Genomic DNA, 24,265 nt, shown 5'->3' with positions numbered 1-24,265 from the left:
CGCTTGTCTCGCTCTCAGCGCCCCTGCGCGGCCAGCTCCTTCGCCGCCTCCGTCAGGTCCTTGGCCGTGTCGATGGCACGCCAGTAGGACCCCTGCGGGATGGTGAAGCCGGCCAGCCGCTGCTCCCGGGCCAGGCGGGGGAACGTCGTACGCTCATGGTCGCCCCGCTGCGGCAGCAGGTCCGCGAACTCGGGGGAGAAGACATAGACGCCCGCGTTGATCTCGAAGGTCGACGGCGGGGCCTCGATGAAGTCGGTGATGTGGCCGAAGCCGTCGGTCTTCACCGCGCCCCACGGCAGGCGGGGCCGGGCCAGGGCGAGTGTCGCGATCGCGTCCCGCTCGGTGTGGAAGTCGGCCATGTCACGCAGCGAGAACCGGGTCCAGATGTCGCCGTTCGTGGCGTACCAGGGCTGGTCCGGGTGGGGCAGATGAGCCGCGGCGTACTTGAGGCCGCCGCCGCGGCCGAGGGGCTCCGACTCCACGACCGTGGTGACGGAGACGGGCAGATCGGCCGTGTCCAGCCACTTCTGCAGCACATCGGCGAGGTGGCCGCAGGAGACCACCACGTCCGTCACGCCCTCCTCGGCGAGCCAGGACAGCTGATGGCCGATGATCGGCGTCCCCGTCCCGGGGATCTCGACCATCGGCTTGGGCCGGTCGTCGGTGTACGGACGCAGCCGGGAGCCCTGGCCGCCGGCCAGAACGACGGCTTGAACGGGGCGGGACGCGGCGCTCGGATCGCTCATGAGACCGAACTGTACGGGGCGTCCCGCCCGGAGACGGCGGCGGACGAGGGGTTCCCGCGTCTGCCGCTGTCGGCTTCCCACCCGGTGGCAGGGCGGTGCGCTCAGCTGTGTGCGGCGGCGACGCCGGTGGCGAAGGCGGTGTCGCAGACCGGGCGGGCGAAGGACTGGGCGCGCGTCGGGCCGTAGACCCGGACGGCTGCCTGGCCGAGGGCGCGGGCGATGGACGCGCAGTGCCGGGCCAGCGACGGGCGGTCGTTCACGGCCTGCTGGAGGTGGGTGAGGGCGACGCCCGGGTTCTCCTGCTGCAACTCGGTCAGCAGCTTGTCCCGCAGGACGTCCTGCGGGGCGCGCTTGGCGGCACGCGAGGTGCCGGCGGACGTGGAGGTGTCCGCTGCGGTGAGCACCGGGTCGGAGGAGCCCCCCGACCAGTTGACTCGGCTCACCGCGAGGGTCCCGGAGAGCACCAGGACGACGGGCAGGACGAAAGCGAGGGTGCGGCCGATCCGGCGGGCGGGGCCCCGGCCGCGTCGCGTCTGTTGGGTAGTGGAGTGCTTCACGCGTGTGAGGGTAGCGCGGGGTAATGGTTTGTAGACATTTAGTCACCGGTTCGGGGGATGAGAGAGGGCCCTTTTTTGGGTAGGGCGTTGACGCACACTGCTCGAAACGTCCGGTCTGCCGGGGTATTTGTCGACAACGAGAAAGACCCCGCAGCGCTCTGCGGGGCCTTCTTCGTCAACCTGGGTGAATTACCCGGGGTTGGGTGTTTGCGGTTGCCGTCAGTCGGACAGGCGGGCGCCGGTCGACGTCGAGAACACGTGGGTCTCGCCGGAGCGGGGCACGATGTGCAGCTGGCTGCCCTTCTCCGGGACGTCACGGCCGCTGACGCGGACGACGAGGTCCTTGGAGTCGTCGCCGACCTTCGCGGTGCCGTAGACGTAGGCGTCGGCGCCGAGCTCCTCGACGACGTTGACGGTGACCGCGAGGCCCTGCTCGGCGTCCGACACGTCGAAGTGCTCCGGGCGGACACCGACGGTGACGGTCTTGTCGGTGGCGGCGGCGATCGCGTCGCGCTGCACCGGCACGACCGACTTGCCGAACTTCACGCCGCCGTCGGTGATCGGCACCTCGACCAGGTTCATCGCGGGGGAGCCGATGAAGCCGGCCACGAAGAGGTTGGCGGGCTTGTCGTACATGTTGCGCGGGGTGTCGATCTGCTGGAGCAGACCGTCCTTGAGGACCGCCACCCGGTCGCCCATCGTCATGGCCTCGACCTGGTCGTGGGTGACGTAGACGGTGGTGATGCCGAGGCGGCGCTGCAGGCTCGCGATCTGCGTACGGGTGCTGACGCGGAGCTTGGCGTCCAGGTTGGACAGCGGCTCGTCCATGAGGAACACCTGCGGCTCACGCACGATGGCGCGGCCCATGGCGACACGCTGGCGCTGACCACCGGAGAGCGCCTTCGGCTTGCGGTCCAGGTAGTCGGTGAGGTCGAGGATCTTCGCGGCCTCCTCGACCTTCTGCCGGATCTCCGCCTTGTTGACGCCGGCGATCTTGAGCGCGAAGCCCATGTTGTCGGCGACGGTCATGTGCGGGTAGAGCGCGTAGTTCTGGAACACCATGGCGATGTCCCGGTCCTTCGGCGGCAGGTGGGTGACGTCGCGGTCGCCGATGCGGATGGCGCCGGCGTTGACGTCCTCGAGCCCCGCGAGCATGCGGAGCGAGGTGGACTTGCCGCAGCCGGACGGGCCGACGAGGACGAGGAACTCGCCGTCCTCGATGTCGATCTCCAGCGCGTCAACAGCGGGCTTTTCGGTGCCCGGGTAGATCCGGGTCGCCTTGTCGAACGAGACAGTGGCCATGATGAACGAACCCCTTCTACCGGCAGGAACGTGCCGGACGATCCGAGTAGGAAGGCGGTGCCACGACGGGAAGTCCGTTGTGGTGTAGTCCACGCGTGTGAACTGGCTCAGGACCGTACCTGGCGTTCACCTGGTCTGTCAGTACCTCCGGGCCTGTGAACTTCGCGGAAATTTTCGACGGGGCCCCTCGGGGACCTGGGTACACTGCTCGGGCACGTACGGGTGCACACCCGTACGGGCCTCCTTAGCTCAGCTGGCCAGAGCAACGCACTTGTAATGCGTAGGTCGTCGGTTCGAATCCGACAGGGGGCTCTTTCTGCCCCAGGCCAGGTGTTCTCTGACCTGGGGTTTTTCGTTCAGCGGACGCGACGGCGGCGCAGGGCGCGGGCCGCACGGCGGTCCCCGGTCTCCGTTGTGGTCTCAGATGCGAGCCCTTCAGCCGTGATGATGTCGGCGATGCGCTGATCGAGCGGCAGCCGGTCGACTCGAATGCCCGAGCGCATGACGCGCCACCGTTCGCCCGGTGCCGGTTCGGCTACGCCGTCCTGCCGCAGCACACCGAATGCGCGGAGGGCGAGCCCGCGCGAGACCCTGTGGTCGCGCATGACCTCAGCCAGGGATGGAAGCTCCGTCATGTCCGGGTCGGCCGCGATCCGGGCCTTCAAAGCGTCCGCAATCCTAAGGAAGGTTCCCCGAGGGCTGGCTTGCTGCGACACGTTCGGCCTGATCAGGGGTGCCGGGTTCGACACGTGGCAGCGCGGGCCGCAGAGGCTCTGAATCAACTGCTTCGCCAACCTCAAGTTTCCCTCAGTAGATCAACAATTGTCGGACTGGTGCAGCAGTCACGCTATATATTCCCCTCAGTCCGCCAATCCAGGCGGCAAGGGAGGGGAATCCACTTGCGTAGAGCACCCGTGCGACGCTTACTTGTTTCGGCCACAGTGTTGACCCTCGGAGCAGTAATGACTGCTACTTCCTCTGCGGTTGAGGAGCCGGTTGGCACAGCTCCTGAGGAAGTCACGCCAGATCAAATTGTAACCCAGGAGACGAGCAGTATTGCGGTCGAGGGGCTTGTGATGTCGGCCCAAGAGATGGCCGCCGAGAGGGAGCTCAACGCTCTTCCAGAAGTGGCGGACGAGGGTGATGTAGGGACGCAACGTTGCGACAATCCCTACAAGAAGTGGTATGCGCTCTCTGGACGTAAGAAGAACTATCACATCCCGTCCTGGTGGAACGGCACCTCATACAAGGATGGACCGGGCGGGACGATGAGCGTCGAGGTCCTGAAATCCGGCAAGATCGGGCTTGAGGTGAGCGGGAGCGCCTCGTTCGAGGCCGGCGCCCTCCTCGCGAAGGCCAAGGCAGAGTTTGGCGCCAAGGTGGTTGGCGAGGTCGGAATTTCAACGGGGCACAGGTACACCCGCCACATCAAGAGCGGGCGCTACGGGCACTTGCAATACGGCACCTGGGGTGAGAAGTATAACTGGGTGAAGTATGAAACCAGTGCTAATCGCTGCGGCAAGAAAAAGCTTGGGTCCGGTAGCGTGAAGATGCCGACCAAGGAGGTCGGATGGCGTTACTGGGAAACCCGGACATGATCTGTGGCAAATGGTTTACGCGCCGCAGTGCTACCTTCCTCGTCCCGATCCTGTCTACTGCTTTCCTCGTTGGATGCAGTGGCGACTCGGAGGATAAGGGCGGGCCGTCAAAGAACCCCAAGCCGAGCGCTTCACCCTCTGTGTCGAGTGACCGGAGGAAGGTTCTGGAGAAGCAGGCGGAAGAGGCGCTAGGAATTGGGGAGGCGGACGACACCGGCGACCTGTTCGTAGAGTCAGGCTTGGAACGCGCAAGCGACGGAATCCACACCCGCCCGGCCCTGTCGAACGGCAAGTCATACACGCTGGCAGTTGTCTGCTCGGGAGCAGGAGAGGTTCGCCTCACTGTGACTGTCAAACGCCCGACGCGTCAGACGGTGGCGTGCGACAGTGTCCCAGTCCGTCAACGTGTTACGGATGCCCCGGCACAGATAGAGATCGACGTCGACGGCCTTGCGGGATCATCCGGGATCGTCGGCTGGCGGATTGATGAACTAGCCAAGTAGGCAGCTGGAACGGCTACGCTCCGCATCTAGTATCTGGTGCGGAGCGTAGCTGTGTGCACGGTGGAGAACTGCATCGACCAATCTCGCTGCCTGCATGTAACAAGTTGCGGAGTGATCCGGGGCCTTTCTGCTTATGGGGCCAAGCCTGTCCATCAGCAGGGCCACCCGTCGGCAAGGTTCTGGTGCTTTGGCGCCCTCGGCGGCCGGAGTGGCAGGCGAGCCGTGCGCCACTCGTGCTGGTCTCAGTTCTGGTCTCAACGCGCCGTGACTCCAGCAACGTCCGCCGGTGTTACTTGTAATGCGTAAGTCGTCGGTTCGAATCCGACAGGGGGCTCTTCATCGCCCAGGCCGGATCTTTCCGGGCCTGGGCTTTTTCGTGGGTTGTGGATTCGTGGGCTGCGGATTCACGGGGTGCGCAGGATGCGGGCGATCTCGAGTTGGGTCTTGTCGATGGGGCGGTCGTCCTCGATGTCCCACAGGGCGTTCTGGAGGAGGCGGCCGAGGGTCCAGGCCCGGGCTCGGGGGCGGTCCAGGGCGAGGGTGGCGGTCATGGCGTCGAAGCGCCAGCGGATGTCGTCGGGGTCGAAGCGGTTGTCGAGGGCTGGCCACAGTTCGAAGCCGGGATCGCCGGCCAGGGGCTTGGGGTCGATCGCCAGCCAGGGGGCGCGGCCGGAGGCGAGGACGTTGTCGAAGTGGAGGTCCCAGTGCAGGAGGCGGTCGCCGGGCTCGTCGACGACCTCGCGTACGGCGGCGGCGCAGTCGGCGACCAGGCGGCGGGACTCGGGGTCGGGGATGCGGTCGAGGGCCCACGGGGTCTGGTCGAGCATGGCCCGGGCGACATCGCCGAGGGAGCGCAGGCAGGGCGGGGCGGGGAAGGCGGTGAGGTGGGCGAGGAGCTCCGCGATCGTGACGACGGCCCGGTGGGTGTCCGGCACGTGGGACAGCATGCGGGTCTCGTCGAGGCGTTCCAGCAGCATGGTGCCGGTGGGCTCGTCGTGGTCGAGGAGGCGGACCGCTCCGTCGCCGTTCCAGGCGCGCAGCGCCACCGGTTCGCCTTCGCTCTCCTCGTCGAGGATCTGGAGCTTGAGGACCGCGGGGGTGCCGTCGGGGCGGAGGACCGGGAGGACCAGGGCGGACACGCCGTGCATGGGGGGTCCGTCGGGTTTCAGCTTCCAGTGGTCGAGGAAGCGGGCCGTCTGTTCCGGTAGTCCGGCGATGAAGGCGCGGCCCGCTTCGCCGTTGAACTTCTCCTGTGATGCCGCCAGTTCGCTTGGAATGTCGATCACTTTCCGCACGGTAGTGGGGTGCGCTGGGCGGGTCATGTGAATTAGCGGGGGGTGGGTTCCAGGACCACCTTGCCCGTCGTGCCACGGTTCTCCAGCGCCCGGTGCGCGGCCGCGGCCTCGTGGAGCGGGAACCGCTGGACGGCCGGGGTGAGCCGGCCGGTGGCGGCCTCGGTGAGGGCGCGCAGTTCGAGGGTGCGCAGGGGGTCGGGGCCGCCGGCCTTCCCCAGCATCGCGGGGCCGAGGACCTGTTCGGAGACGCCGTCGACGAGGTAGGGCTCGCCGTCGAGGATGCCCTGGCCGGACCAGCCGAAGACGATGTGCTTGCCGCCGGGGCCGAGGAGCGCGACGGCCTCGCGGGCCACGTCGCCGCCGACGCCGTCGAAGACGACGGTCGCGGTCCGGCCGCCTAGGTGGGCGCGGACCTTCGCGGGCCAGGCCGGGTCCCGGTAGTCGACGGCGAGATCGGCACCGTTCGCCTGCACGCGGGCGATCTTCTCCGGTCCGCCCGCGAGGCCGATGACGGTCGCGCCGGCGTTCTTGGCGTACTGCACGAGAAGCGTGCCGATGCCTCCGGCGGCGGCCGGGACGACGGCCACCGAGTCGGGGCCGAGCTCGGCGAACTGGAGGATCCCCATCGCCGTACGGCCCGTGCCGATCATGGCGACGGCCTCGGCGAAGTCCAGGTTCTCCGGGATCTCATGCAGGCGTTCGACCGCGGTGACGGCCAGTTCGGCGTACCCGCCGGGGACGAAGCCGAGGTGGGCGACGACCCGCTTGCCGAGCCACAGGTCCGCGACGCCCTCGCCCAGGGACTCGACGACGCCGGCGACCTCGCGGCCCGGGATGGTGGGGAGAGGCGTCGGCTCGGTCGCCGGTCCGCCCCGCATGCCCTCGCGCAGGGCGGCGTCCAGGAGGTGGACGCCGGCCGCCCGTACGGCGATACGGACCTGACCCGGGCCTGGCCGGGGGTCCTCGACCTGCTCGTAGGTGAGGTTCTCGGCCGGGCCGAAGGCGTGCAGGCGGATGGCGTGCATGGGAGCTCCTCGTGGGATCGCCGGGTGGGCGCCGAGGGGGCGCCCGGTGGACCCCAGCCTTCAACCTCAAGCTTGCTTGAGGTCAAGCTCCCGCCGGCCGAGGGCCAGGGACACCGCCGTCAGGGCGCTGTTGAAGGAGACCTCCGACAGCACTCCGGGGGCCGCGACCTGGTCGCCGGCCAGGTAGACACCGTCGCCCCGGTCCACGGCGGGCCGGTCGCGCCAGCTGGTGCCGGGCAGGTCGACCGCGCCCGTACGGCCCGCCGCGACGGACTCGCGCCGCCAGGTGACCCGCTCGCGCCAGCCCGGGAACCCCAGGTCGAGGAGCTGCTCGGCGCGGGCGGTGCCGTCGGCCTTGGACTCGTGCGGGGCGAGGGGGATCTGCCCCTGGATGAGCTGCTCACCGGCCCGGGCGAGACTGCGGTCCTGGGCGGTGAAGCGTTCGAGCCAGCCGGGCGCGTCCAGGTCGGAGACCGCGAAGGCGTCCCCGCGCCGCGTGCGCACGGCCAGGTCGACGAGGGCGGTACGGCCGCTCGGCCAGGTCAGGGAGGGGTCGCCGAGCAGACGCCGGGCGGCGTCGAGGGAGGTGGCGACGACGACGGGCGTGTCGGTGGGGAGCGTGTCGACGCGGGACAGGGTCTCCATCCGCACGCCCAGATTCCAGGCCCGGGCGGCCATCCGGTCGATGAGGCTGGCCCAGCCGCCGCGCGGGTAATGGGCCTCGGGCGGCAGCTTGGTGGCCCGGCGCAGGCGCTCCTGCACGAACGCGGCCGACAGGGAGCCGGGGTCGTGGTGGAAGAGGGCGACGGCGGAGTAGTGGGCGGCGGCCCGGGCGCCCTCCTCGCCCGCGATGCCGGTCGCCCAGGTCAGGAAGTCGACGTCCACGGGCGCCTGCCGGGCGGTCCGGCGCAGCAGCTTCAGCATCGGGAAGGGCGGGGTGCGGCGCAGCACTCCGTGGTGGCGCAGCCGTAGCCGGGCACCTTCCAGGGGCGGGATCGGGGCGAGCGGGCCGAGCAGGTCGCGCTGCCTGAGCCAGGCCCAGTGCGGGCCGCCGCTGTAGAGGGCGTGCGGGCCCTCGTTCGTGCGGTACGGGCCCTCGGCGGTGCGGGCCCGGCCGCCGAGGGTGTGGTGGGCTTCGTGGAGGGTGACCTTGACGCCCGCCTCGGCGGCGGTGATGGCGGCGGTCAGTCCGGCGAAGCCTCCGCCGATGACGGTGATGCGGTGCATGGCTTGGATCTCCCTGGGGCCTGAGGTCGCGACAGGAAGGCGAGGGCGCCTCCGGCAATCGCCTTCGGGATTACGACAGCCCGCGGGGCCCGGAATGTGACATGGCCGGTGTTCGCGCAGGTCAGGGGGTGTTGTCAGTGGTGGGGTGCAGCATGGGGGCATGGCGAGGAGAGCGGCGGGCGGTACGGGTGTGAAGGGCGCGCGGCGACCGGAGGTGCGGCTGCCCGGGCTGGAGCCGTACGGGGGCGGTGGGCTGGAGCCGGACGGGGACTATGACGGGCTGGAGTTCAAGGACGCGGACCTCACCGGGCAGGACGGGGCGGGGGCCCGATTCATGGACTGTGCGCTGACGGGCTGCGCGCTGGACGAGACCCGGCTGCGGCATGCCCGGTTCCTGGACTCGGCCCTCACCGGCGTCCGGGGCGTCGGCACCGACCTCGCCGAGGCGACCCTGCGGGACGTGGAGCTGACCGACGCCCGCCTCGGGGGACCGCAGTTGCACGGGGCGGTGCTGGAGCGGGTGCTGATCCGCGGCGGCAAGATCGACTATCTGAATCTGCGCACGGCCCGGCTCAGAGACGTCGTCTTCGAGGGCTGTGTCCTCGTCGAGCCGGACTTCGGGGGCGCACGCCTGGAGCGGGTGGAGTTCGTGGACTGCGCCCTGAAGGGGGCCGACCTGCACGCGGCGACCCTCGTGGACGTCGACCTGCGCGGGGCCGCGTCGCTGGAGATCAGCCGGGGCCTCGACCGGCTCTCGGGGGCGGTGATCAGTACGGCGCAACTGCTGGATCTGGCACCGGTGCTGGCGGTGGAGTGGGGGATCAGGGTGGAGGGCTGATCGCCGTATGCACATCGCCGCGCGCTGACCGCCGCACGCTCACCACTCGTACCAGCCGCCTGACCCCGCCCGCTCCGGCCAGTCGTGGGACTGGTGCAGCCCTATGAGGGCGTGGACCAGACGGGGGTCGAGTTCGTGCCTCAGCAGCCGGTAGTCCTCGGCCACCGCGCGGAAGACGAGGTGGGCGCGGTGGGAGCCGTCCCGCCAGGTGATGCGTCGGGGCGGACGGAAGCCGTCGTCGACCGCCGCCATCAGGGCCAGGAGCAGGAAGAGGAGATAGACCGGCAGCCCGAACGGCCACCACAGCAGCCAGCTCCACAGACGCCCCTGATACCCCTGGAGGACCGGCCCCGCGGCCGGTTCCACGGTCCAGCGCTTGCGGCCCCACCGGAAGGCCCGGCGCCGCCGCAGGGTGATCCGCCCGAGCGGGGCGCCGTACGGATCCAGGACGTGGTACACCGCCGGGCGTCCGCTCAGCCGTGACCCCAGGGGCTGCTCCGTCACGACCCGGGCGACCGGCGCCCAGTCCTCCGCGCGCACATGGAAGGCCCGCAGGGAGCGGAGCCGGTCCGGTGCGGGGCTGTCGGGGTCGCGGTGGAGCCGGACGATGGTGCCCCGCGAAAGCCCTTCTCCGCTGACGATGACCGGTGGCGTCGTCGTGTAGTTCAGGCCGTAGGTCACGCACCCCTGGCTCATGTTCCCGTTCTCCCCGTGTCCGTCGCCGGTCGTCGCACGGTGATCGTGGCAGCCCGGGGCGGACCGCCCTCAGGAGACCCTGGGAAAGCGGGCCTGGAGGGTCCAGATCGCCGGGTTCTCGGCGAGGTCGTCGTGCAGATCGGTGAGGTCGGCGATCAGATCGTGCAGGAAGTCCCGGGACTCGCGGCGCAGTTCGGTGTGGGAGACGGTGAGCGGGGGCTCCTCCGCTCGCATCCAGTCGGCCTCGATGTCCACCCACCCGAAGCGGCGCTCGAACAGCATCCGGTCGGTCGACTCGGTGAAGTCCAGCTCCGCCCGCTGCGGCCGGGATGCCCGCGAGCCCGCCGGGTCCCGGTCGATCCGCTCCACGATGTCGCACAGCGCCCACGCGAAGTCGAGCACCGGAACCCATCCCCAGGCTGTGGACACCTCGTGGTCCGTCTTGGTGTCCGCCAGGTAGACGTCACCGCAGAACAGGTCGTGCCGCAGGGCGCGGACGTCCGCGCGGCGGTAGTCGGTCTGCGGCGGGTCGGGGAAGCGGTTGGAGAGGGCGTAGCCGATGTCGAGCACGGGAGTGATGCTGTCACGCCCCCCATAGGATCGAGATCGTGGCCCGGTCCGTACGTCTCGTCCCCTCCCTGCTCGTCTCCGCCCTCGCCCTCACGGCCTGCGGCGCCGGGGTCCACGGCACCCCGGGCGGCTCCGGCGTACACGACCCGTACTTCCCGAAGGCAGGCAACGGCGGCTACGACGTCACCCACTACGGCCTGCGCCTCTCCTACGACCCCGACGCCCACCACCTCACCGGCACGGCCACGCTCACCGCGCGGGCGACCAAGGACCTCACCGCGTTCAACCTCGACCTGATCGGCCTGGACGTCGGCAAGGTCACCGTCGGCGGCGAGACGGCCCGTTGGAACCGCGCCGGGCAGGAGCTCACCGTCCGGCCGCGCAAGGACCTCGGCCGGGACGAGACGTTCCGCGTGACCGTCCGGTACTCCGGGGCGCCCGAGACCGTCACCGACCCCGACGGCTCCCAGGAGGGCTGGCTGCGCACCACCGACGGAGCGCTCGCGCTGGGGGAGCCGACGGGGTCCATGGCGTGGTTCCCCGGCAACCACCACCCGTCCGACAAGGCGTCGTACGACCTCACGGTGACCGTGCCGCGCGGGCTCCGGGCGGTCTCCAACGGGGAGTTGCGCGACGTCACGACAGCGAAGGGCGGCCGTACGACGTTCAGCTGGCACTCCGCCGAGCCGATGGCGAGCTACCTCGCCACGCTCGCGATCGGCCGCTACGACATCGCCCGCTCCACGGCCCGGGGCGGTCTGCCCGTGTACACGGCCGTCGATCCGGCGGAGCGGGAGGCGAGCCGGGCGGTGCTCGCGCGCATCCCCGAGATCCTGCGCTGGGCGGAGCGGCGATTCGGCCCCTACCCCTTCTCCTCCGCCGGTGCGATCGTCGACCGAGCGGCCGAGGTCGGCTACGCCCTGGAGAGCCAGACCCGGCCCGTCTTCCCCGGCGCCCCCGGCCTCACCCTCCTCGTCCACGAACTCGCCCACCAGTGGTACGGCGACTCCGTCACACCGGAGAGCTGGCGCGACATGTGGCTCAACGAGGGCTTCGCGACGTACGCGGAGTGGCTGTGGCGGGAGGACCACGGCGGGGAGAGCGCGCAGGAGTCCTTCGACGCGCTGTACGAGAACGGGGAGAAGACGTACAAGGACCTCTGGGCGTTCCCGCCCGCGAAGCCCTCGGATGCCGCGAACATCTCCGGGGACCCCGTCTACCAGCGTGGCGCGATGGTCCTCCACAAGGTCCGTCAGTCCGTGGGTGACGACAGGTTCTTCGGCATCCTGCGGGGGTGGGCGGCGGAGCATCGGCATGGGAACGCGGATACGGCCGAGTTCACGGCGTATGTCGAGGAGCGGGTGCCCGGGGAGGACTTCGAGGGGATCTGGGAGGAGTGGCTGTACGGGGAGGGGAAGCCGGAGCGGCCCTGAGGGAGCCGAAGCGCCGTGGGTGCTTGAGCGCATGCGGGTCTGCGGGTGCGTTGTGGCTGGTCGCGCCCGCGCGGCGGAGCCGCAGATCGAAACGGCCCCGCGCCCCCAAGAAAGGGCAGAGCCCCCGGGCCCTTTGCAAGGCCGGGGGGCTCCGCCGCCAAAGGCGGCTCGGCGTCCGTCAGACGTTCACGCCGAAGTCCTGGGCGATGCCGACCAGGCCCGAGGCGTAGCCCTGGCCGACTGCGCGGAACTTCCACTCCGCGCCGTTGCGGTACAGCTCGCCGAAGACCATGGCCGTCTCCGTGGCCGCGTCCTCCGACAGGTCGTAGCGGGCGATCTCGGCGCCGCCGGCCTGGTTGACGATGCGGATGTAGGCGTTGCGGACCTGGCCGAAGTTCTGCGAGCGGTTCTCCGCGTCGTAGATGGACACCGGGAAGACGATCTTCTCGATGTCGGCCGGGAGGGCGGCGAGGTTGACGTTGATCGCCTCGTCGTCGCCGGCGCCCTCACCCGTGCGGTTGTCACCGGTGTGGACGATCGTGTTGTCCGGGGTCTGCTTGTTGTTGAAGAACACGAAGTGGGCGTCCGAGTAGACCTTGCCCTGCGTGTTGACCGCGATCGCGGAGGCGTCGAGGTCGAAGTCCGTGCCGGTGGTGGTGCGGACGTCCCAGCCGAGGCCCACGGTGACGTCGGTCAGGCCCGGAGCCTCCTTGGTGAGCGAGACGTTGCCACCCTTGGACAGGCTTACAGCCATTGTTGGGAGTCCCTTCCCTCGTTACGTACGGCAGTACGGCAAAGAAGCTACAGCTACCCCCTGAACGTGGAGAGGGGTACGCGAGGTTCCAGCTCCTTTACTTTCTTTACTCGCGATTATTGGGATGACGTGGACCGGACAGGAGAGGGAACATGGATGGCATGTCTGGTCCCCACGTCATCCGCGGCTCCGTCTCCCTGCCCGAGGCCGAGCTCCTGTGGCGTTTCTCGCGCTCCTCGGGGCCCGGCGGACAGCACGTCAACACCAGTGACTCGAAGGTCGAGCTCAGCTTCGACCTGGCGAAGACCGAGGCACTGCCCGAGGTGTGGAAGCAGCGGGCGCTGGAGCGGCTGGCCGGGCGCCTGGTCGACGGAGTCGTCACCGTACGGTCCTCCGAGCACCGCTCCCAGTGGCGCAACCGCGAGTCCGCCGCCGTACGCCTCGCCGCCCTCCTGGCCGAGGCCACCGCGCCCCCGCCCAAGCCCCGCAAGGCGACCCGGATCCCCCGGGGCATCAACGAGCGCCGGCTGCGCGAGAAGAAGCAGCGCTCGGAGACCAAGCGCGGCCGGTCGGCGCAGGGCTGGAGCTAGTCCAGCTTCAGTACCCCTACGGCGGGGCCGTTCGGGCCCGGGTGCCATGTGACGTAGAACTTCTGACTTCACGACCGGGGCGACCGCGTGTTCCTGGTGGGGGCGGACGCGGATGCCGAGGGCGGTGTCGAGGTTCCCGGCGGTGATCTCTTCGAGCCGGGGTGCGGGAATCGTCATCCGGGCACCCTAGGGACGCCCGCGCCGAGGCGGCCACGGGATTTCCCGGGTCACCCCAAGTGCCGGTACCGCCCCCGGAAGTACGTCAGCGGCCCGCCCTCCGCGCTCGGTACGCGGGCGGTCAGCACACGGCCGATGACCAGCGTGTGGTCGCCCGCCGGCACGCGCTGCTCGGTGCGGCACTCCAGGACTGCCAGGGCGCCGCCCACCAGGGGCGCCCCGGTGTACTCGCCGCGCGTGTACGGGATGTCGGCGAACAGCAGCCGGTCGCTGACCCGGCCCTTCATGGCGAACCGGCCCGCGATGTGCCGCTGGCTCTCGGACAGCACGGAGACCGCCCACTGGGGCTGTTCGTCGAGCAAATCGTCCATGCGGGAGCCCTCGCGCAGGCTCACCAGCACCATGGGCGGGTCCAGGGACACCGACATGAAGGCGGTGGCCGTCATGCCCACGTCCTCGCTGCCCGGCGCCGAGGGGTCGTCCGGGTCGAGCGGCGGCTCCTGCGCGGTCACCAGGACCACGCCCGAGGCCAGCCGGGACATGGCGGCGCGGAACTCGTCGTTGCTCACCCCCTCAGCATGCCCGGAGGCGGGTGACGGAATGATCGGGGACGTGGCAGAGGGAGTGTTCGGCACACCCGAAACGCTAATCTCCGCCCCGCGCGCCACGCATCGGACTCCCGCCCGATCAGGGTCTTAGGACTCGCGATGGACCCCGGGAAGAATATGTGCGCAACCTGACAAAATTGCGTTCGGTAGACGCACGTGAAGAACGCAGAAACTCCCGGCAATTGTTCAGCTTTACCTGTGACTTGAGTCACAAGGGGCAGGAATTGTTGACCCTGTGTACCGAGTGAGCAGCGCGCTGTGATTCAGTGGCGGGGAAGCTGCCAGGACGTACGCCGATGAGAACCCTTGATTCTTGATTCGCTGCGAGGTACTCGGGGGGAGGGCGAGCATGGAGACCGAGTCGGAGCCCTACGTCCGTCTTGCGTCCCTGCGACAACTGCACCAGGTCATGGCCGACATGAACACGGCCCGCAGCCTGGCGGACACACTGCAGACCGTCGCGGAGGGCGTCGTCGCCGCTCTCGGGTACGAGATGGCGTGCGTGAACCTCGTCCGCCCCGACGGCGATCTCGTCGTCGCCGCCTTCGCCGGTAACCCCGCCGCCGAGGCCCTCATCACCGGCCGCGTCGGCTCGCGCGAGTCCTGGGAACGCCGCCTCGGCATGGGCGAGCACTGGGGCGACCTGGTGTTCATACCGCACACCGAGGGCTGGGTCCTCGACGACGACGACGTCCCGCAGTGGTACACCGACGGCCCCGCGCCCCGCTTCGAGGACGAGTGGCACCCGGCCGACCGGCTCTTCGCGCCCATGTACGCGCCCGGACCGCAGGGCAGCGCGGCGTGCGGCGAGCTGATCGGCGTGCTCTCCGTGGACCGCCCGCGCAACGGCCGCCGCCCCGGCGCCTGGGGCCGCGAGGCCCTCCAGATGTACGCCTTCCAGGCCGCCATCGCGATCAGCAACGCCCGGCTGCGCGCCAACATGCAGCGCGCCCTCGTCCGGCTGGAGCGCGAGCAGCAGGCGCTGCGGGCCAGTGAGGAAAGCTTCAGGCAGGCCTTCGAGTACGCGCCGTCCGGCATGGCCATCGCCGAGATGGGCGGCGACCAGCACGGCCGGATCCTGCGCACCAACGACGCGCTGTGCCGGCTGCTGGGCCGCCCGGCCTCCGCGATGCGCCGCTACTCCTTCTCCGACCTGGTCCACCCCGAGGACATAGGCACCCTGCTGCGGACCTCGGCGGAGGGCGGCCGCGCGGAACTCCGCCTCGGCCGCCGGGACGGCACCTACGTCTGGGTCAGCCTCCGGAACTCCGTCGTCGCGGACGCCGCCGACGGGCCGCGCTTCCTCCTCACCCACGTCGAGGACATCGAGGAACGCAAGCGCCGCGAGCTGCAGCTCGCCCACCGCGCCTCGCACGACTCGCTCACCGGCCTGCCGAACTCCGCCGAGCTGCGCTCCCGCTTGTCGTCGCGGCTCTGCCAGCGTGCCGCGCCCCCGCACTCCGCCGTCGCCGAGTCCCATGACGCGGCCTACGGCCACCCCGCCTTCGACGTCGTCGGCCCCGGCTTCGACTTCCGGCAGGGCGCCGAGCCGTACGACGCCTACGACCACCATGTGCACACCGTCGCCCCGGACGGCGACCACGACGACGGTACGAAGGGGCTCGCGGTCCTCTTCTGCGACCTCGACGGCTTCAAGTCGATCAACGACCGGTTCGGGCACAACGCGGGTGACGCGGTTCTCATCGAGGTCGCCCGGAGGCTGAGCGGCGGCGTCCGGGACGGCGACACGGTCGCCCGGCTCGGGGGTGACGAATTCGTCATCCTCGCGGACGGGCTCGGCCGGGCCGACGCGCAGGACCTCGCGGTCCGCCTCCGCAACGAGATCATCCAGCCCATCCGCGCCGAGGGGCGTGCCGTCCGGGTCGGCGCCAGTTTCGGCATCGGATGGGCACACTGTGGAATGACGGCGGACGAAGTGTTGAAGTCCGCTGACGAGCGGATGTACGTCGAGAAACGATCTCGTCCCAAACAACACAGACGCGCCGGGTGAACCCGAGGTCAGCGAGTTGATGCGGTCTGAGTCACCCGTTTGGGTCACTGGGAGCGGGTAGGCTCGCTCTCTCACGACCCGTACCGCATTCGCACCGCACCTGACTGAGGAGACCAAGGGATGACGCCCGGCAACAACGGCGCGAGCACGCCCGAGGACGACGACCCGTTCGGCTATCTCTACGCCGACGGGCAGGCCAACGGAGCCCAGCCGCCGTCCGGGGGCTACGGCTACCCGAACTCGGTCAACAGGGTGCGGGCGGTGGGCACGCGTTCCTACGGCCAGCAGCCGCAGGCGGGCGCGGGTCAGACCGCGGCCTACGGTCAGGTTCCGCAGCAGCAGGGTGCGTACAGCCAGCCGAACGCGCACTACGCGGCGCCGGAGACGCTGCCGGGCGGCGGCGGAGCCGCCACGGCCCCCCAGCACCAGGTGCCCGGCGGCGGGGGCGGCCGCGGCGGCCGCGGCCCGAACACCAAGGGCCTGCTGATCGGCGCGGTCGCGGTGGTCGCGGCGGTCGTGATCGGCATCGGCGTGGCCATGGTGGGCGGTGACAAGGACGACAAGAAGCCCGAGGACCAGGCGGGCTCCGACCAGAGCCAGTCCCAGAGCGCCGAGCCGACTCCGTCGGCCAGCAAGAGCGCGGCGAGCCAGGTCGAGCTGCCGAAGGTCGACGCGAAGACCCTGCGCCTCAGCCCCGGCATGTCGACCGCGTCGGAGTTCAAGGGCGCGAAGGCCGACGGCGGGGTCTATGTGACGGGCTTCAACCAGGTCGGTGCCAAGGTCACCTGGACGGTGGACGGCATCGACAAGGCCGGCACCTACACGCTCTACGTGAACTACGGCGTCCCGGGCACGGACGCCAACGCGACCCTGGTGGTCAACGGCGACGCCCTCTCCAGGCCCTTGAGCATGAAGAACTTCGGGAACACACCCAAGGGCGACTGGGAACAGGGCTGGAAGAACACCTACGCCACCGTGAACCTGAACAAGGGCACGAACACCATCGAGCTCGCCTGCAACGAGGGCAACCAGTGCGACGCGGTCCTCGACCAGCTCTACCTCAAGAAGGGCAACCGGACGAGCTAATACGCCGAGCGTGCGTTACGCCGCAGAAGCCTCGCTCGTCACCGTGACTCGCCCCAGCAGCTCCTCGTAGACCCTCCGGTCGAACTCCCCCGCAACCGGCGCCGAGACTGTCGCCGCCGACAAGGCCGTCGCCCGGGTCAGGCGGTCCGGCCAGGGAAGGTGCTCCACCAGGCCCGAGAGCAGGCCCGCGACCGCCGAGTCGCCCGCGCCTGTCGGGTTGCCTCGGAGGAGGGCTGGTGGGGTGGCGCGCCAGCGGCCCTCGGGGGATGCCGCCAGGAGGCCTTCCGCGCCCAGGGACGCGACCACCGCGCGCGCACCCCGGCGGCGGGCGTCCTGGGTGGCTCGCAAGGGGTCGTGGGAGCCCGTCAGTTCTGCCAGTTCTTCCGCGTTGGGCTTGATGATGTCGGGGCGGGCGGCGACACCACGGCGCAGGGGTTCGCCGCTCGTGTCCAGCAGGACCGGGACGCCGGCGGACCTGGCCGTGCGGATCAGCCCGGCGTACGCGCCCACCGGGACGCCCGGCGGGAGGCTGCCGCACAGGGCCACGGCGGAGGCGGTGGGGAGCAGCGTCTCGTAGGCCTCCTGGAAGGCCGACCACTCGGTGGGGGTGACCATGGGGCCGGGTTCGTTGAGTTGGGTCGTGTCGCCGGACCGGTCGTCGACCACGGCGATCGTGCGGCGGGTCGCGCCCGTGATCGGGACCAGCGCGTCCACCAGGCCCGGCACCGGCGCGAGCAGTTCCTGCACGACCCGGCCCGTCGCACCGCCCGTGAATCCCGTCACCGTCACCTCGTGGCCGAGGGCCGCGAGGACCCGGGCCACGTTGACGCCCTTGCCGCCGGGGCGTTCCGTCACCTCGGAGACGCGGTGGGAGGCGTGCGGCCGGAGGGACCGTACGCGGTAGGTGATGTCGAGAGCGGTGTTCAGCGTGACCGTGAGGATCACCTGGTCGACCTCCCCCGATACAGAGACATGCGCTTGCTGCCGTGAAACTTCCGGAGGGTCGATCATGCCAAAGAGACGGCGGTCGGCCCAGTCCTGGACTCGGCCACCGTCTCCCGACTGCGGGACGGATCAGTGCAGTTGGGGACCGACCACCCATTCGCCCCGGCGCATCACGCCCTTGAGGTCGAAGTCGGCGTCCAGGAGGACGAGGTCCGCGTCCTTGCCCGGCTCCAGGGTGCCGATGCGGTCGGACATGCCGAGGAGGCGGGCGGGGGTCGCCGAGAGGGCCTGCACCGCGTCCTCGACCGACAGGCCGTCGACCGTGACCGCGCGTTTGAAGGCGCGGTCCAGGGTGAGGGTGGAGCCTGCGATGGTGCCGTCCTCGACCAGGCGGGCCACGCCGTCGGCGACCTCCACCTCCAGCGGGCCGAGCCAGTAGCGGCCGTCGCCGAAACCGGCCGCGTCCATCGCGTCCGTGATGAACGCCACGCGGTCCGCGCCCGCGTGGTGGAACGCCAGCTGGAATGCGGCGGGGTGCAGATGCGTGCCGTCGTTGATCAGCTCGACCGTGATCCGGTCGTCCTCCAGGAGCGCGGCGATGGGGCCGGGGGAGCGGTGGCCGAGGGGCGGCATCGCGTTGAAGAGGTGGGTGGCGACCGTGGCGCCCGCGTCGATGGCCTGGACCGTCTGTTCGTAGGTCGCGTCCGTGTGGCCGATCGCCGCGATCACGCCCTGTTCGGCCAGGAGGCGTACGGAGTCCAGGCCGCCGGGGAGCTCGGTGGCCAGCGTGACCATCTTGGCCTGGCCCCGGGCCGCCTCGATCAGCTTGCGGACGTCCGCGGGGTGCGGGTCGCGCAGAAGGTCCTCGGCGTGGGCGCCCTTGCGGCAGGGGGAGATGAAGGGGCCCTCGAAGTGGACGCCGGCGATCTCGCCCTGCTCGGCCAGCTCGCTCAGCAGGCCGGCGCGTTGGGAGAGGAAGTCCAGGTCGCCGGTGACGGTGGAGGCGACCAGGGTGGTCGTGCCGTGCAGGCGGTGGGTGTGGATGCCCTTGAGGATGTCCTCGGCCGAGCCGGAGGTGAAGGAGGCTCCGCCTCCGCCGTGGTTGTGGAGGTCGATGAAGCCGGGGACCACGTAGTGGTCTGTTACGTCGATGACCTGGGCGTTTTCCGGGGTGGTGCGGCTGATTCGGGTGCCGTCGATGATCAGCTGGCTGTCTTGGACGGTTCCTGTGGGGAGGACGACGGTTGCGCCGGTCAGGACCGTGGGCTGTCCGGCCGTCGCGGGGTGCGGGTGGGTGGGGGCTTGTCGCGCAGTTCCCCGCGCCCCTGGGTGGGATGCCATCAGGGCGTTACCTCCATACGGTCGGTCTGGTCGAGGAGATCCCAGGCGAGCAGGCCCGCGCCCAGACATCCCGCCGTGTCGCCCAGGGCCGCCGGGACGATCGACGGCTGTTTCTGGAAGGTGGTGCGGCGGTCGACGGCCTCGCGCAGAGGCGTGAACAGTGTCTCTCCCGCCTCGGCCAGGCCGCCGCCGATGATCAGGGTGCGGGGGTCCAGCAGGGTGAGGGCCGTGACCAGGCCGTCGGCGAGGGCGTCGATGGCGTCCTGCCAGACCTCCCGGGCGCGGGGGTCGCCGGATTCGACGGCCTTCGCGCAGTCGGCCGCGTCCGCGTCCGGGTCGCCCGAGGCCGCGGCCCAGGCCTCGCTGACGGCCGCCGCCGACGCGAAGCGCTCCAGGCAGCCGCGCTGCCCGCACGGGCAGGGGGCCCCGCCGGGCCGTACGACGATGTGGCCGATCTCGCCCGCGAAGCCGTGCGCGCCCGACTCGACCCGGCCCTCGACGCCGATGCCGCCCGCGATGCCGGTGCCCAGCGCCACGAACAGGAACCGGTCGGCTCCGCGGCCCGCGCCGACCCGGCCCTCGGCGAGAGCGCCGGTGCGCACGTCGTGGCCGAGGGCGACCGGGACGCCCAGCCGGGTCGTGAGTGCTTCTCGCAGGGGGATGTCTCGCCAGCCGAGGTTCGCGGCGTAGACGGCGGTGCCCGCCGCCTCGTCGACGATGCCGGGCACGACCACGCCAGCGGCGGCCGCGGGCGTGCCGAAGTGCTCGGCGCCGTGGGCGCGCAGCTCGGCGGCGAAGTCGAGGATGCCCGCGACGACGGCGTCCGGACCCTGATCGCGTCCGGTGGCCCGGCGGGCCCGGTGCAGCACCTCGCCCCCGGGACCGGCCAGCGCGGCCTTCATTCCGGTGCCGCCCACGTCGAGGGCGATGACATGTCTCACGGAACACAGTGTGACCCGGGGACCCGCGAGAGGTCTAGTCCACTCGCGTGGTGTAGACCTTATTCCGAATATCGAAAAGTTTCGGTGGCGGACAACGCCAGAGTTTGGCGAGTGACGCCAGGGTTGGGGAAGAACAGCGGTGCAGCGGCGGCGGATGGCAGGAACGATCGCGGTGGTGTCCGCACTGGGCATGACGGCGGTCCTCGGCGGCTGTGGCGTGACGGGCGGCTCGGGTGACGTGACCCTGAAGCTGGTCGCCGCCGACTACGGCGACAGCAAGGCCAACAGCTCCCAGAAGTACTGGGACGAGCTCGTCGAGGAGTACGAGGCCGAGCACCCCGGTGTGCGGATCGACGTCACCGTCTACTCCTGGAACGACGTCGACCGCAAGGTCCGGGAGATGGTCGCCGCCGGTGACCCGCCGGACATGGCGCAGATCGGCTCGTACGCCGGTTACGCGGCCCAGAACCAGCTCTACAAGGCCGACGAGCTGCTCTCCATACCCGTGCAGGCCGACTTCGTCGGACAGCTGGCCTCCGCGGGGCAGGTGAAGGGCGTGCAGTACGGCATGCCGTTCGCCTCCTCCACGCGCGTGCTCTTCTACAACAAGACCCTCTTCTCCGAGGCCGGCATCACCCCGCCGAAGACCTGGGACGACCTGGCCGACGACGCCGAGGCGCTCAAGGCGGAGGGCGTGACCTACCCGTACGCGCTGCCCCTCGGCCCGGAGGAGGCGCCGGCCGAGACCATGCAGTGGATGCTCAGCGGCGGGGGCGGCTACACCGACACCGTCGACAGCTACGGCATCGACTCCCCGGAGAACGTCGACACCTTCACCTGGCTGAAGGACGAACTGGTCGGCAAGGGCTTGAACGGGCCGGTCGCGCCCGGGGAGCTCAACCGGGCCGACGCGTACGCCGCCTTCGCCAAGGGCGAGGTCGGCATGGTCAACGGGCACCCGTCGCTGATGAACATCGCCGCGAAGAAGGGCGTCAAGTACGGCATGGTGCCGACGCCGGGCAAGGAAGGCACGAGCAAGTCCACGCTCGGTGTCGCCGACTGGATGACGGCCTTCCGCAAGAACGGCAACCGCGACCAGGTCGGTGACTTCCTCGACTTCGTCTACAGCGAGAAGAACGTGCTGGCCTTCTCACGCGAGTACGACCTGCTGCCGGTCACCACCTCCGCGTCCGGCACCATGTCCGCCTCCGACCAGGACAAGCACCTCAGGCCGTTCCTGGAGGAACTGCTGACGTCCGAGCTCTACCCGGTCGGCAAGACCTCCTGGGCCGACGTCAGCGCCGAGATCAAGCAGGGGATCGGCAAGGCCGTCGCCCCCGGCGGCAGCCCCTCGGCCGTCCTGGGCCGGCTCCAGGCGGAGGCGTCCCGGGCGGAGAACGCGGAGTAGGCGCCGTCTGGGCGCTGTCGGTGGCGGGCGCTACGGTGCCGGGCATGGACGAGGACACGGGTGAGCAGGGGCTCGGGCGTCGGGAGCGGGACATTCTCGCGCTCGAACGGCGGAGCTTTTCCGGCCCCGGTGCGAAGGAACGGGCCGTGCGGGAGGAGCTGGGGCTGGTGCCTGTGCGGTATTTCCAGCTCCTCAATGCCCTGCTGGATGATCCCCGGGCCCTTGCCCACGACCCGGTGACGGTGAATCGGCTGCGGCGGGTTCGGGATCGGCGGCGGGCGGAGCGGTGAGGGCCGTGGGGTGTTCGGCCGTTGCACGGTGCGGGTGCGTCGTGGTTGTTCGCGCAGTTCCCCGCGCCCCTTATCGGGGCGCCTCTAGTCGAGTTGTTCCGCCAGCGTAGCCAGCAGGCGTACGACGCCCTCCGGGCCCTCTACCACCAGGTCCGCCCGCTCCCGCAGCTCCGTCACCTCGTCGCTGCCACTGCACACCAGCAGGCCCGGGGTGCCGGCCGTGCGGAGGTGGTCGACGGCGGAGTAGGCGGGGAGGTCGCCCAGGTCGTCGCCGCCGTAGAGGACGGAACCGGCGCCGATCTCCCGGGCGAACTCGGTGAGGGCGACGCCCTTGTCCATGCCGGGCGGGCGCAGTTCGAGGACCAGCCGGCCGGGCTCGACGATCAGGCCGTGGCGGCCGGCCAGGCCGGTGAGCGGCTCGCGCAGCTGGTCCAGGGTGGATTGCGGGTCGGCGGCCCGGCGCGTGTGCACGGCGAGGGCCCGGCCCTTCTCCTCGATCCAGGTCCCCTGCGACGCCCCGAGCCGTTCGAGCAGTTCGGGCAGCTCCGTGCGGACGGCCGCGACTCCGGGATGCGGGGGCGGGGCGCTGATCTCGCCGGTACGGGCGTCCCACCGCTCGGCGCCGTAGTGGCCCAGTACGACGAGGTGCTCGAGGCCGGGCACGTTCGCGAAGCCGCCGTTGCGCACCGCGACCTCGGCCGGCCGGCCGGTGATCACCGCCACGGCGGCGACCTTCGGCGCGAGCGCGGCCAGCGCGGGCACCGCCTCCGGGTGGGCCCGGGCCTTCTCGGGATCGGCGACGATCGGCGCGAGCGTCCCGTCGAGGTCGAGAGCGATCAGCGCCTTGCCGGGATGGGTGAGGAGAGCGTCCAGACCCTCCTGCCCGGCCTTGGTGACGGGTGTCGGCAATGCCTGCGGGCTCGTCACCGTTCAGCCCCTCAACGCGTCGAGCTGGTCCACGAACCACTGCGCCGGGGGCAGCGCGGTCGCCGCCGCTGCCAGCCGCTTGGCGCGCTCGGCGCGTTCCTCCGGGCGCATCGAGAGCGCCTCGTGCAGGGCCGCCGCCGTGCCGGTCACGTCGTAGGGGTTCACCGTGATCGCGTCCTCGCCCAGCTCCTCGTACGCCCCGGCCTCCCGCGACAGCACCAGCGCGCAGCCCGCGTCGGAGATGATCGGGACCTCCTTGGCGACGAGGTTCATGCCGTCGCGGATGGGGTTGACGAGCGCCACGTCGGCCAGCCGGTACGCGGCCAGGGAGCGGGCGAAGTCGTCCTTGACGTGCAGGACGACCGGCGTCCAGCCCGGCGTCCCGTACCTCTCGTTGATCTCGTCCGCCAGCCGCTGCACCTCGGCCGTGTAGTCGCGGTACACCGCGAGGTCCTGCCGGGACGGGTAAGCGAAGGCCACGTGCACCACGCGCTCGCGCCACTCGGCGTGGGAGTCGAGGAGCATGCGGTACGCCAGCAGGCCGCGCACGATGTTCTTCGACAGCTCGGTGCGGTCGACCCGGACGATGGTGCGGCGGCCCTCGCCGATCTGCTCCCGCAGCGCGGCCATCCGCTCCTCGACGTCCGCCTCGTGCGACCGCTTCCGCAGGAAGTCCGCGTCGGCCCCCAGCCCGTGCACGCCGATCCGGGTGCCCCCGAGCCCGCCGGCGAACCGCTCGGCACACTCGACGAACGCGTCCGCCCAGCGCCGCGTGAGAAAGCCCAGCCGGTCCGCGCCGAGCATGCCGCGCAGCACCTGCCCGGCCACGTCGTCCGGCAGCATCCGGAAATACTCGGGCGGCGCCCACGGGGTGTGTGAGAAGTGCCCGATCCGCAGGTCCGGTCGCAGCTCGCGGAGCATGCCTGGCACCAGCGTCAGGTGGTAGTCCTGCACCACGACCGCCGCGCCCTGCGCCGCCTCCTCGGCCAGCGCCTCCGCGAACGCCCGGTTGTACCTCTCGTACGACGTCCACTGCCGCCGGAACTCCGCGTCGAAGACCGGCTCCAGCGGCGTCTGGTACAGCAGGTGGTGGACGAACCACAGCACCGAGTTGGCGATGCCGTTGTACGCGTCGGCGTGCACGTCGGCCGGGATGTCCAGCATTCGCACGCCGTCCTCGCCGACTCCTCGCCGGACCGCCTCGCGGTCGCCGTCGGACAGCGCCGAGCAGACCCACAGCGCGTCCGCGTCCGAGCCGATCGCGGAGAGCCCGGAGACCAGTCCGCCGCCGCCGCGCTTGGCGTTCAGCGAACCGTCCTCGCCCACCGTGTAGGAGACCGGGCCGCGGTTGGAGGCCACCAGCACCTGTGCAGCACCGTACGTTGAAGCCATAGCCC

The 24,265-nt window shown here is 70.6% G+C and carries 25 protein-coding genes and 1 tRNA gene; 10 read left to right on the top strand and 16 right to left on the bottom strand.

From position 1 onward, the window contains the following. Positions 1-14 precede the first annotated feature (14 nt). The 3 genes from ACWIF2_RS01685 to ACWIF2_RS01675 form a co-directional block, all read right to left on the bottom strand. Positions 15-746, bottom strand: coding sequence for a nucleotidyltransferase family protein (locus ACWIF2_RS01685; RefSeq protein WP_454358008.1), 732 nt, complete (start codon positions 744-746; stop codon positions 15-17). 101 nt (positions 747-847) lie between these two features. Further along, on the bottom strand, positions 848-1,303 hold the full coding sequence (locus ACWIF2_RS01680) for a hypothetical protein (protein ID WP_454358007.1): 456 nt from the start codon (positions 1,301-1,303) through the stop codon (positions 848-850). Between the two features lie 219 nt (positions 1,304-1,522). After that, entirely contained in the window at positions 1,523-2,605 is a 1,083-nt protein-coding gene (locus ACWIF2_RS01675) for an ABC transporter ATP-binding protein (RefSeq protein ID WP_391114781.1), read from the bottom strand. A gap of 238 nt (positions 2,606-2,843) precedes the next feature. On the opposite strand from ACWIF2_RS01675, the gene ACWIF2_RS01670 reads away from it, so the two are divergent. Then, positions 2,844-2,917: transfer RNA gene (locus ACWIF2_RS01670), tRNA-Thr, on the top strand. A gap of 44 nt (positions 2,918-2,961) precedes the next feature. Here the strand turns inward: ACWIF2_RS01670 and ACWIF2_RS01665 are convergent. Next, positions 2,962-3,399 carry a GntR family transcriptional regulator gene (locus ACWIF2_RS01665; RefSeq protein ID WP_454358006.1) on the bottom strand — a complete coding sequence of 146 codons (438 nt, stop codon included), beginning with the start codon at positions 3,397-3,399 and terminating at the stop codon, positions 2,962-2,964. A gap of 168 nt (positions 3,400-3,567) precedes the next feature. On the opposite strand from ACWIF2_RS01665, the gene ACWIF2_RS01660 reads away from it, so the two are divergent. After that, a complete protein-coding gene (locus ACWIF2_RS01660) occupies positions 3,568-4,203 on the top strand; it encodes a hypothetical protein (protein WP_454358005.1) in 636 nt (211 codons plus the stop codon). Beyond that, a complete protein-coding gene (locus ACWIF2_RS01655; RefSeq protein WP_454358004.1) occupies positions 4,176-4,706 on the top strand; it encodes a hypothetical protein in 531 nt (176 codons plus the stop codon). The genes ACWIF2_RS01660 and ACWIF2_RS01655 overlap by 28 nt, the downstream gene beginning before the upstream one ends. Positions 4,707-5,110: 404 nt before the next feature. Here the strand turns inward: ACWIF2_RS01655 and ACWIF2_RS01650 are convergent, their stop codons facing one another. From ACWIF2_RS01650 to ACWIF2_RS01640, 3 genes are all read right to left on the bottom strand, one after another. Then, a complete protein-coding gene (locus ACWIF2_RS01650) occupies positions 5,111-6,028 on the bottom strand; it encodes an aminoglycoside phosphotransferase family protein (RefSeq protein ID WP_454358003.1) in 918 nt (305 codons plus the stop codon). Positions 6,029-6,033: 5 nt separating this feature from the next. Beyond that, positions 6,034-7,026, bottom strand: coding sequence for a zinc-binding dehydrogenase (locus ACWIF2_RS01645; protein WP_454358002.1), 993 nt, complete (start codon positions 7,024-7,026; stop codon positions 6,034-6,036). A gap of 66 nt (positions 7,027-7,092) precedes the next feature. After that, positions 7,093-8,253: an FAD-dependent oxidoreductase gene (locus ACWIF2_RS01640; RefSeq protein WP_454358001.1), complete on the bottom strand. Its 1,161-nt coding sequence runs from the start codon at positions 8,251-8,253 to the stop codon at positions 7,093-7,095. A gap of 160 nt (positions 8,254-8,413) precedes the next feature. Here ACWIF2_RS01640 and ACWIF2_RS01635 point away from each other — a divergent pair, with 160 nt between their 5' ends. After that, positions 8,414-9,091: a pentapeptide repeat-containing protein gene (locus tag ACWIF2_RS01635; RefSeq protein ID WP_454358000.1), complete on the top strand. Its 678-nt coding sequence runs from the start codon at positions 8,414-8,416 to the stop codon at positions 9,089-9,091. A gap of 39 nt (positions 9,092-9,130) precedes the next feature. On the opposite strand, the gene ACWIF2_RS01630 is transcribed toward ACWIF2_RS01635, so the two are convergent. Then, positions 9,131-9,787, bottom strand: coding sequence for a hypothetical protein (locus ACWIF2_RS01630; RefSeq protein WP_454357998.1), 657 nt, complete (start codon positions 9,785-9,787; stop codon positions 9,131-9,133). Positions 9,788-9,856: 69 nt separating this feature from the next. Further along, positions 9,857-10,357 (bottom strand): hypothetical protein, encoded by a 501-nt coding sequence (locus ACWIF2_RS01625; RefSeq protein ID WP_193479711.1) that lies wholly within the window; start codon positions 10,355-10,357, stop codon positions 9,857-9,859. A 38-nt stretch (positions 10,358-10,395) separates the two neighbouring features. Here ACWIF2_RS01625 and ACWIF2_RS01620 point away from each other — a divergent pair, with 38 nt between their 5' ends. Continuing rightward, positions 10,396-11,790 carry a M1 family metallopeptidase gene (locus ACWIF2_RS01620; protein WP_454357997.1) on the top strand — a complete coding sequence of 465 codons (1,395 nt, stop codon included), beginning with the start codon at positions 10,396-10,398 and terminating at the stop codon, positions 11,788-11,790. Between the two features lie 178 nt (positions 11,791-11,968). Here ACWIF2_RS01620 and ACWIF2_RS01615 read toward each other — a convergent pair whose 3' ends face one another. Next, entirely contained in the window at positions 11,969-12,544 is a 576-nt protein-coding gene (locus ACWIF2_RS01615; protein ID WP_454357996.1) for a TerD family protein, read from the bottom strand. 152 nt (positions 12,545-12,696) lie between these two features. On the opposite strand from ACWIF2_RS01615, the gene arfB reads away from it, so the two are divergent. Further along, complete coding sequence (gene arfB / locus ACWIF2_RS01610; protein WP_454357995.1) at positions 12,697-13,134, top strand: alternative ribosome rescue aminoacyl-tRNA hydrolase ArfB; 438 nt, start codon at positions 12,697-12,699, stop codon at positions 13,132-13,134. 227 nt (positions 13,135-13,361) lie between these two features. On the opposite strand, the gene ACWIF2_RS01605 is transcribed toward arfB, so the two are convergent. Then, positions 13,362-13,946, bottom strand: a complete 585-nt coding sequence (locus ACWIF2_RS01605; protein WP_454357993.1) for a flavin reductase family protein — start codon at positions 13,944-13,946, stop codon at positions 13,362-13,364. Between the two features lie 322 nt (positions 13,947-14,268). On the opposite strand from ACWIF2_RS01605, the gene cdgB reads away from it, so the two are divergent. Both cdgB and ACWIF2_RS01595 read left to right on the top strand, forming a co-directional pair. Next, positions 14,269-15,930, top strand: a complete 1,662-nt coding sequence (gene cdgB / locus ACWIF2_RS01600; protein ID WP_454357992.1) for a diguanylate cyclase CdgB — start codon at positions 14,269-14,271, stop codon at positions 15,928-15,930. Between the two features lie 120 nt (positions 15,931-16,050). After that, complete coding sequence (locus ACWIF2_RS01595) at positions 16,051-17,016, top strand: CBM35 domain-containing protein (RefSeq protein WP_454357991.1); 966 nt, start codon at positions 16,051-16,053, stop codon at positions 17,014-17,016. Between the two features lie 15 nt (positions 17,017-17,031). Here the strand turns inward: ACWIF2_RS01595 and ACWIF2_RS01590 are convergent, their stop codons facing one another. The 3 genes from ACWIF2_RS01590 to ACWIF2_RS01580 all read right to left on the bottom strand — a co-directional run bounded on the left by ACWIF2_RS01590 (position 17,032) and on the right by ACWIF2_RS01580 (position 20,243). Next, positions 17,032-17,961 carry a 1-phosphofructokinase family hexose kinase gene (locus ACWIF2_RS01590; protein ID WP_454357990.1) on the bottom strand — a complete coding sequence of 310 codons (930 nt, stop codon included), beginning with the start codon at positions 17,959-17,961 and terminating at the stop codon, positions 17,032-17,034. Positions 17,962-18,090: 129 nt separating this feature from the next. After that, positions 18,091-19,302, bottom strand: a complete 1,212-nt coding sequence (gene nagA / locus ACWIF2_RS01585) for an N-acetylglucosamine-6-phosphate deacetylase (protein WP_454357989.1) — start codon at positions 19,300-19,302, stop codon at positions 18,091-18,093. Continuing rightward, entirely contained in the window at positions 19,302-20,243 is a 942-nt protein-coding gene (locus ACWIF2_RS01580; protein ID WP_454357988.1) for an ROK family protein, read from the bottom strand. Before ACWIF2_RS01580 ends, nagA begins: the two co-directional genes overlap by 1 nt. Positions 20,244-20,397: 154 nt before the next feature. Here ACWIF2_RS01580 and ACWIF2_RS01575 point away from each other — a divergent pair, with 154 nt between their 5' ends. Together ACWIF2_RS01575 and ACWIF2_RS01570 are read left to right on the top strand one after the other, a co-directional pair. Further along, positions 20,398-21,651, top strand: coding sequence for an ABC transporter substrate-binding protein (locus tag ACWIF2_RS01575; protein WP_454357987.1), 1,254 nt, complete (start codon positions 20,398-20,400; stop codon positions 21,649-21,651). 44 nt (positions 21,652-21,695) lie between these two features. Further along, positions 21,696-21,941 carry a DUF3263 domain-containing protein gene (locus ACWIF2_RS01570; RefSeq protein ID WP_454357986.1) on the top strand — a complete coding sequence of 82 codons (246 nt, stop codon included), beginning with the start codon at positions 21,696-21,698 and terminating at the stop codon, positions 21,939-21,941. Between the two features lie 84 nt (positions 21,942-22,025). Here ACWIF2_RS01570 and otsB read toward each other — a convergent pair whose 3' ends face one another. Together otsB and ACWIF2_RS01560 are read right to left on the bottom strand one after the other, a co-directional pair. Beyond that, positions 22,026-22,868 (bottom strand): trehalose-phosphatase, encoded by an 843-nt coding sequence (otsB, locus tag ACWIF2_RS01565; protein ID WP_454357985.1) that lies wholly within the window; start codon positions 22,866-22,868, stop codon positions 22,026-22,028. Between the two features lie 3 nt (positions 22,869-22,871). Beyond that, positions 22,872-24,260 (bottom strand): alpha,alpha-trehalose-phosphate synthase (UDP-forming), encoded by a 1,389-nt coding sequence (locus tag ACWIF2_RS01560; RefSeq protein ID WP_454357984.1) that lies wholly within the window; start codon positions 24,258-24,260, stop codon positions 22,872-22,874. Positions 24,261-24,265 lie beyond the last annotated feature (5 nt).

It is taken from the genome of Streptomyces sp. NPDC055506 (genome assembly GCF_053643595.1).
This window is presented reverse-complemented; position numbering and strand designations above follow the sequence as displayed.

Bases quoted from the DNA above. Each gene is read 5' to 3' on its own strand.
- ACWIF2_RS01655 (WP_454358004.1), top strand. From the start codon at position 4,176: ATGGCGTTACTGGGAAACCCGGACATGATCTGTGGCAAATGGTTTACG.
- cdgB (WP_454357992.1), top strand. From the start codon at position 14,269: ATGGAGACCGAGTCGGAGCCCTACGTCCGTCTTGCGTCCCTGCGACAA.
- arfB (WP_454357995.1), top strand. From the start codon at position 12,697: ATGGATGGCATGTCTGGTCCCCACGTCATCCGCGGCTCCGTCTCCCTG.
- ACWIF2_RS01635 (WP_454358000.1), top strand. From the start codon at position 8,414: ATGGCGAGGAGAGCGGCGGGCGGTACGGGTGTGAAGGGCGCGCGGCGA.
- ACWIF2_RS01650 (WP_454358003.1), bottom strand. From the start codon at position 6,028: ATGACCCGCCCAGCGCACCCCACTACCGTGCGGAAAGTGATCGACATT.
- ACWIF2_RS01675 (WP_391114781.1), bottom strand. From the start codon at position 2,605: ATGGCCACTGTCTCGTTCGACAAGGCGACCCGGATCTACCCGGGCACC.
- ACWIF2_RS01570 (WP_454357986.1), top strand. From the start codon at position 21,696: ATGGACGAGGACACGGGTGAGCAGGGGCTCGGGCGTCGGGAGCGGGAC.
- ACWIF2_RS01560 (WP_454357984.1), bottom strand. From the start codon at position 24,260: ATGGCTTCAACGTACGGTGCTGCACAGGTGCTGGTGGCCTCCAACCGC.
- ACWIF2_RS01615 (WP_454357996.1), bottom strand. From the start codon at position 12,544: ATGGCTGTAAGCCTGTCCAAGGGTGGCAACGTCTCGCTCACCAAGGAG.
- nagA (WP_454357989.1), bottom strand. From the start codon at position 19,302: ATGGCATCCCACCCAGGGGCGCGGGGAACTGCGCGACAAGCCCCCACC.
- ACWIF2_RS01630 (WP_454357998.1), bottom strand. From the start codon at position 9,787: ATGAGCCAGGGGTGCGTGACCTACGGCCTGAACTACACGACGACGCCA.
- ACWIF2_RS01645 (WP_454358002.1), bottom strand. From the start codon at position 7,026: ATGCACGCCATCCGCCTGCACGCCTTCGGCCCGGCCGAGAACCTCACC.
- ACWIF2_RS01595 (WP_454357991.1), top strand. From the start codon at position 16,051: ATGACGCCCGGCAACAACGGCGCGAGCACGCCCGAGGACGACGACCCG.
- ACWIF2_RS01685 (WP_454358008.1), bottom strand. From the start codon at position 746: ATGAGCGATCCGAGCGCCGCGTCCCGCCCCGTTCAAGCCGTCGTTCTG.
- ACWIF2_RS01640 (WP_454358001.1), bottom strand. From the start codon at position 8,253: ATGCACCGCATCACCGTCATCGGCGGAGGCTTCGCCGGACTGACCGCC.
- ACWIF2_RS01575 (WP_454357987.1), top strand. From the start codon at position 20,398: ATGGCAGGAACGATCGCGGTGGTGTCCGCACTGGGCATGACGGCGGTC.
- ACWIF2_RS01660 (WP_454358005.1), top strand. From the start codon at position 3,568: ATGACTGCTACTTCCTCTGCGGTTGAGGAGCCGGTTGGCACAGCTCCT.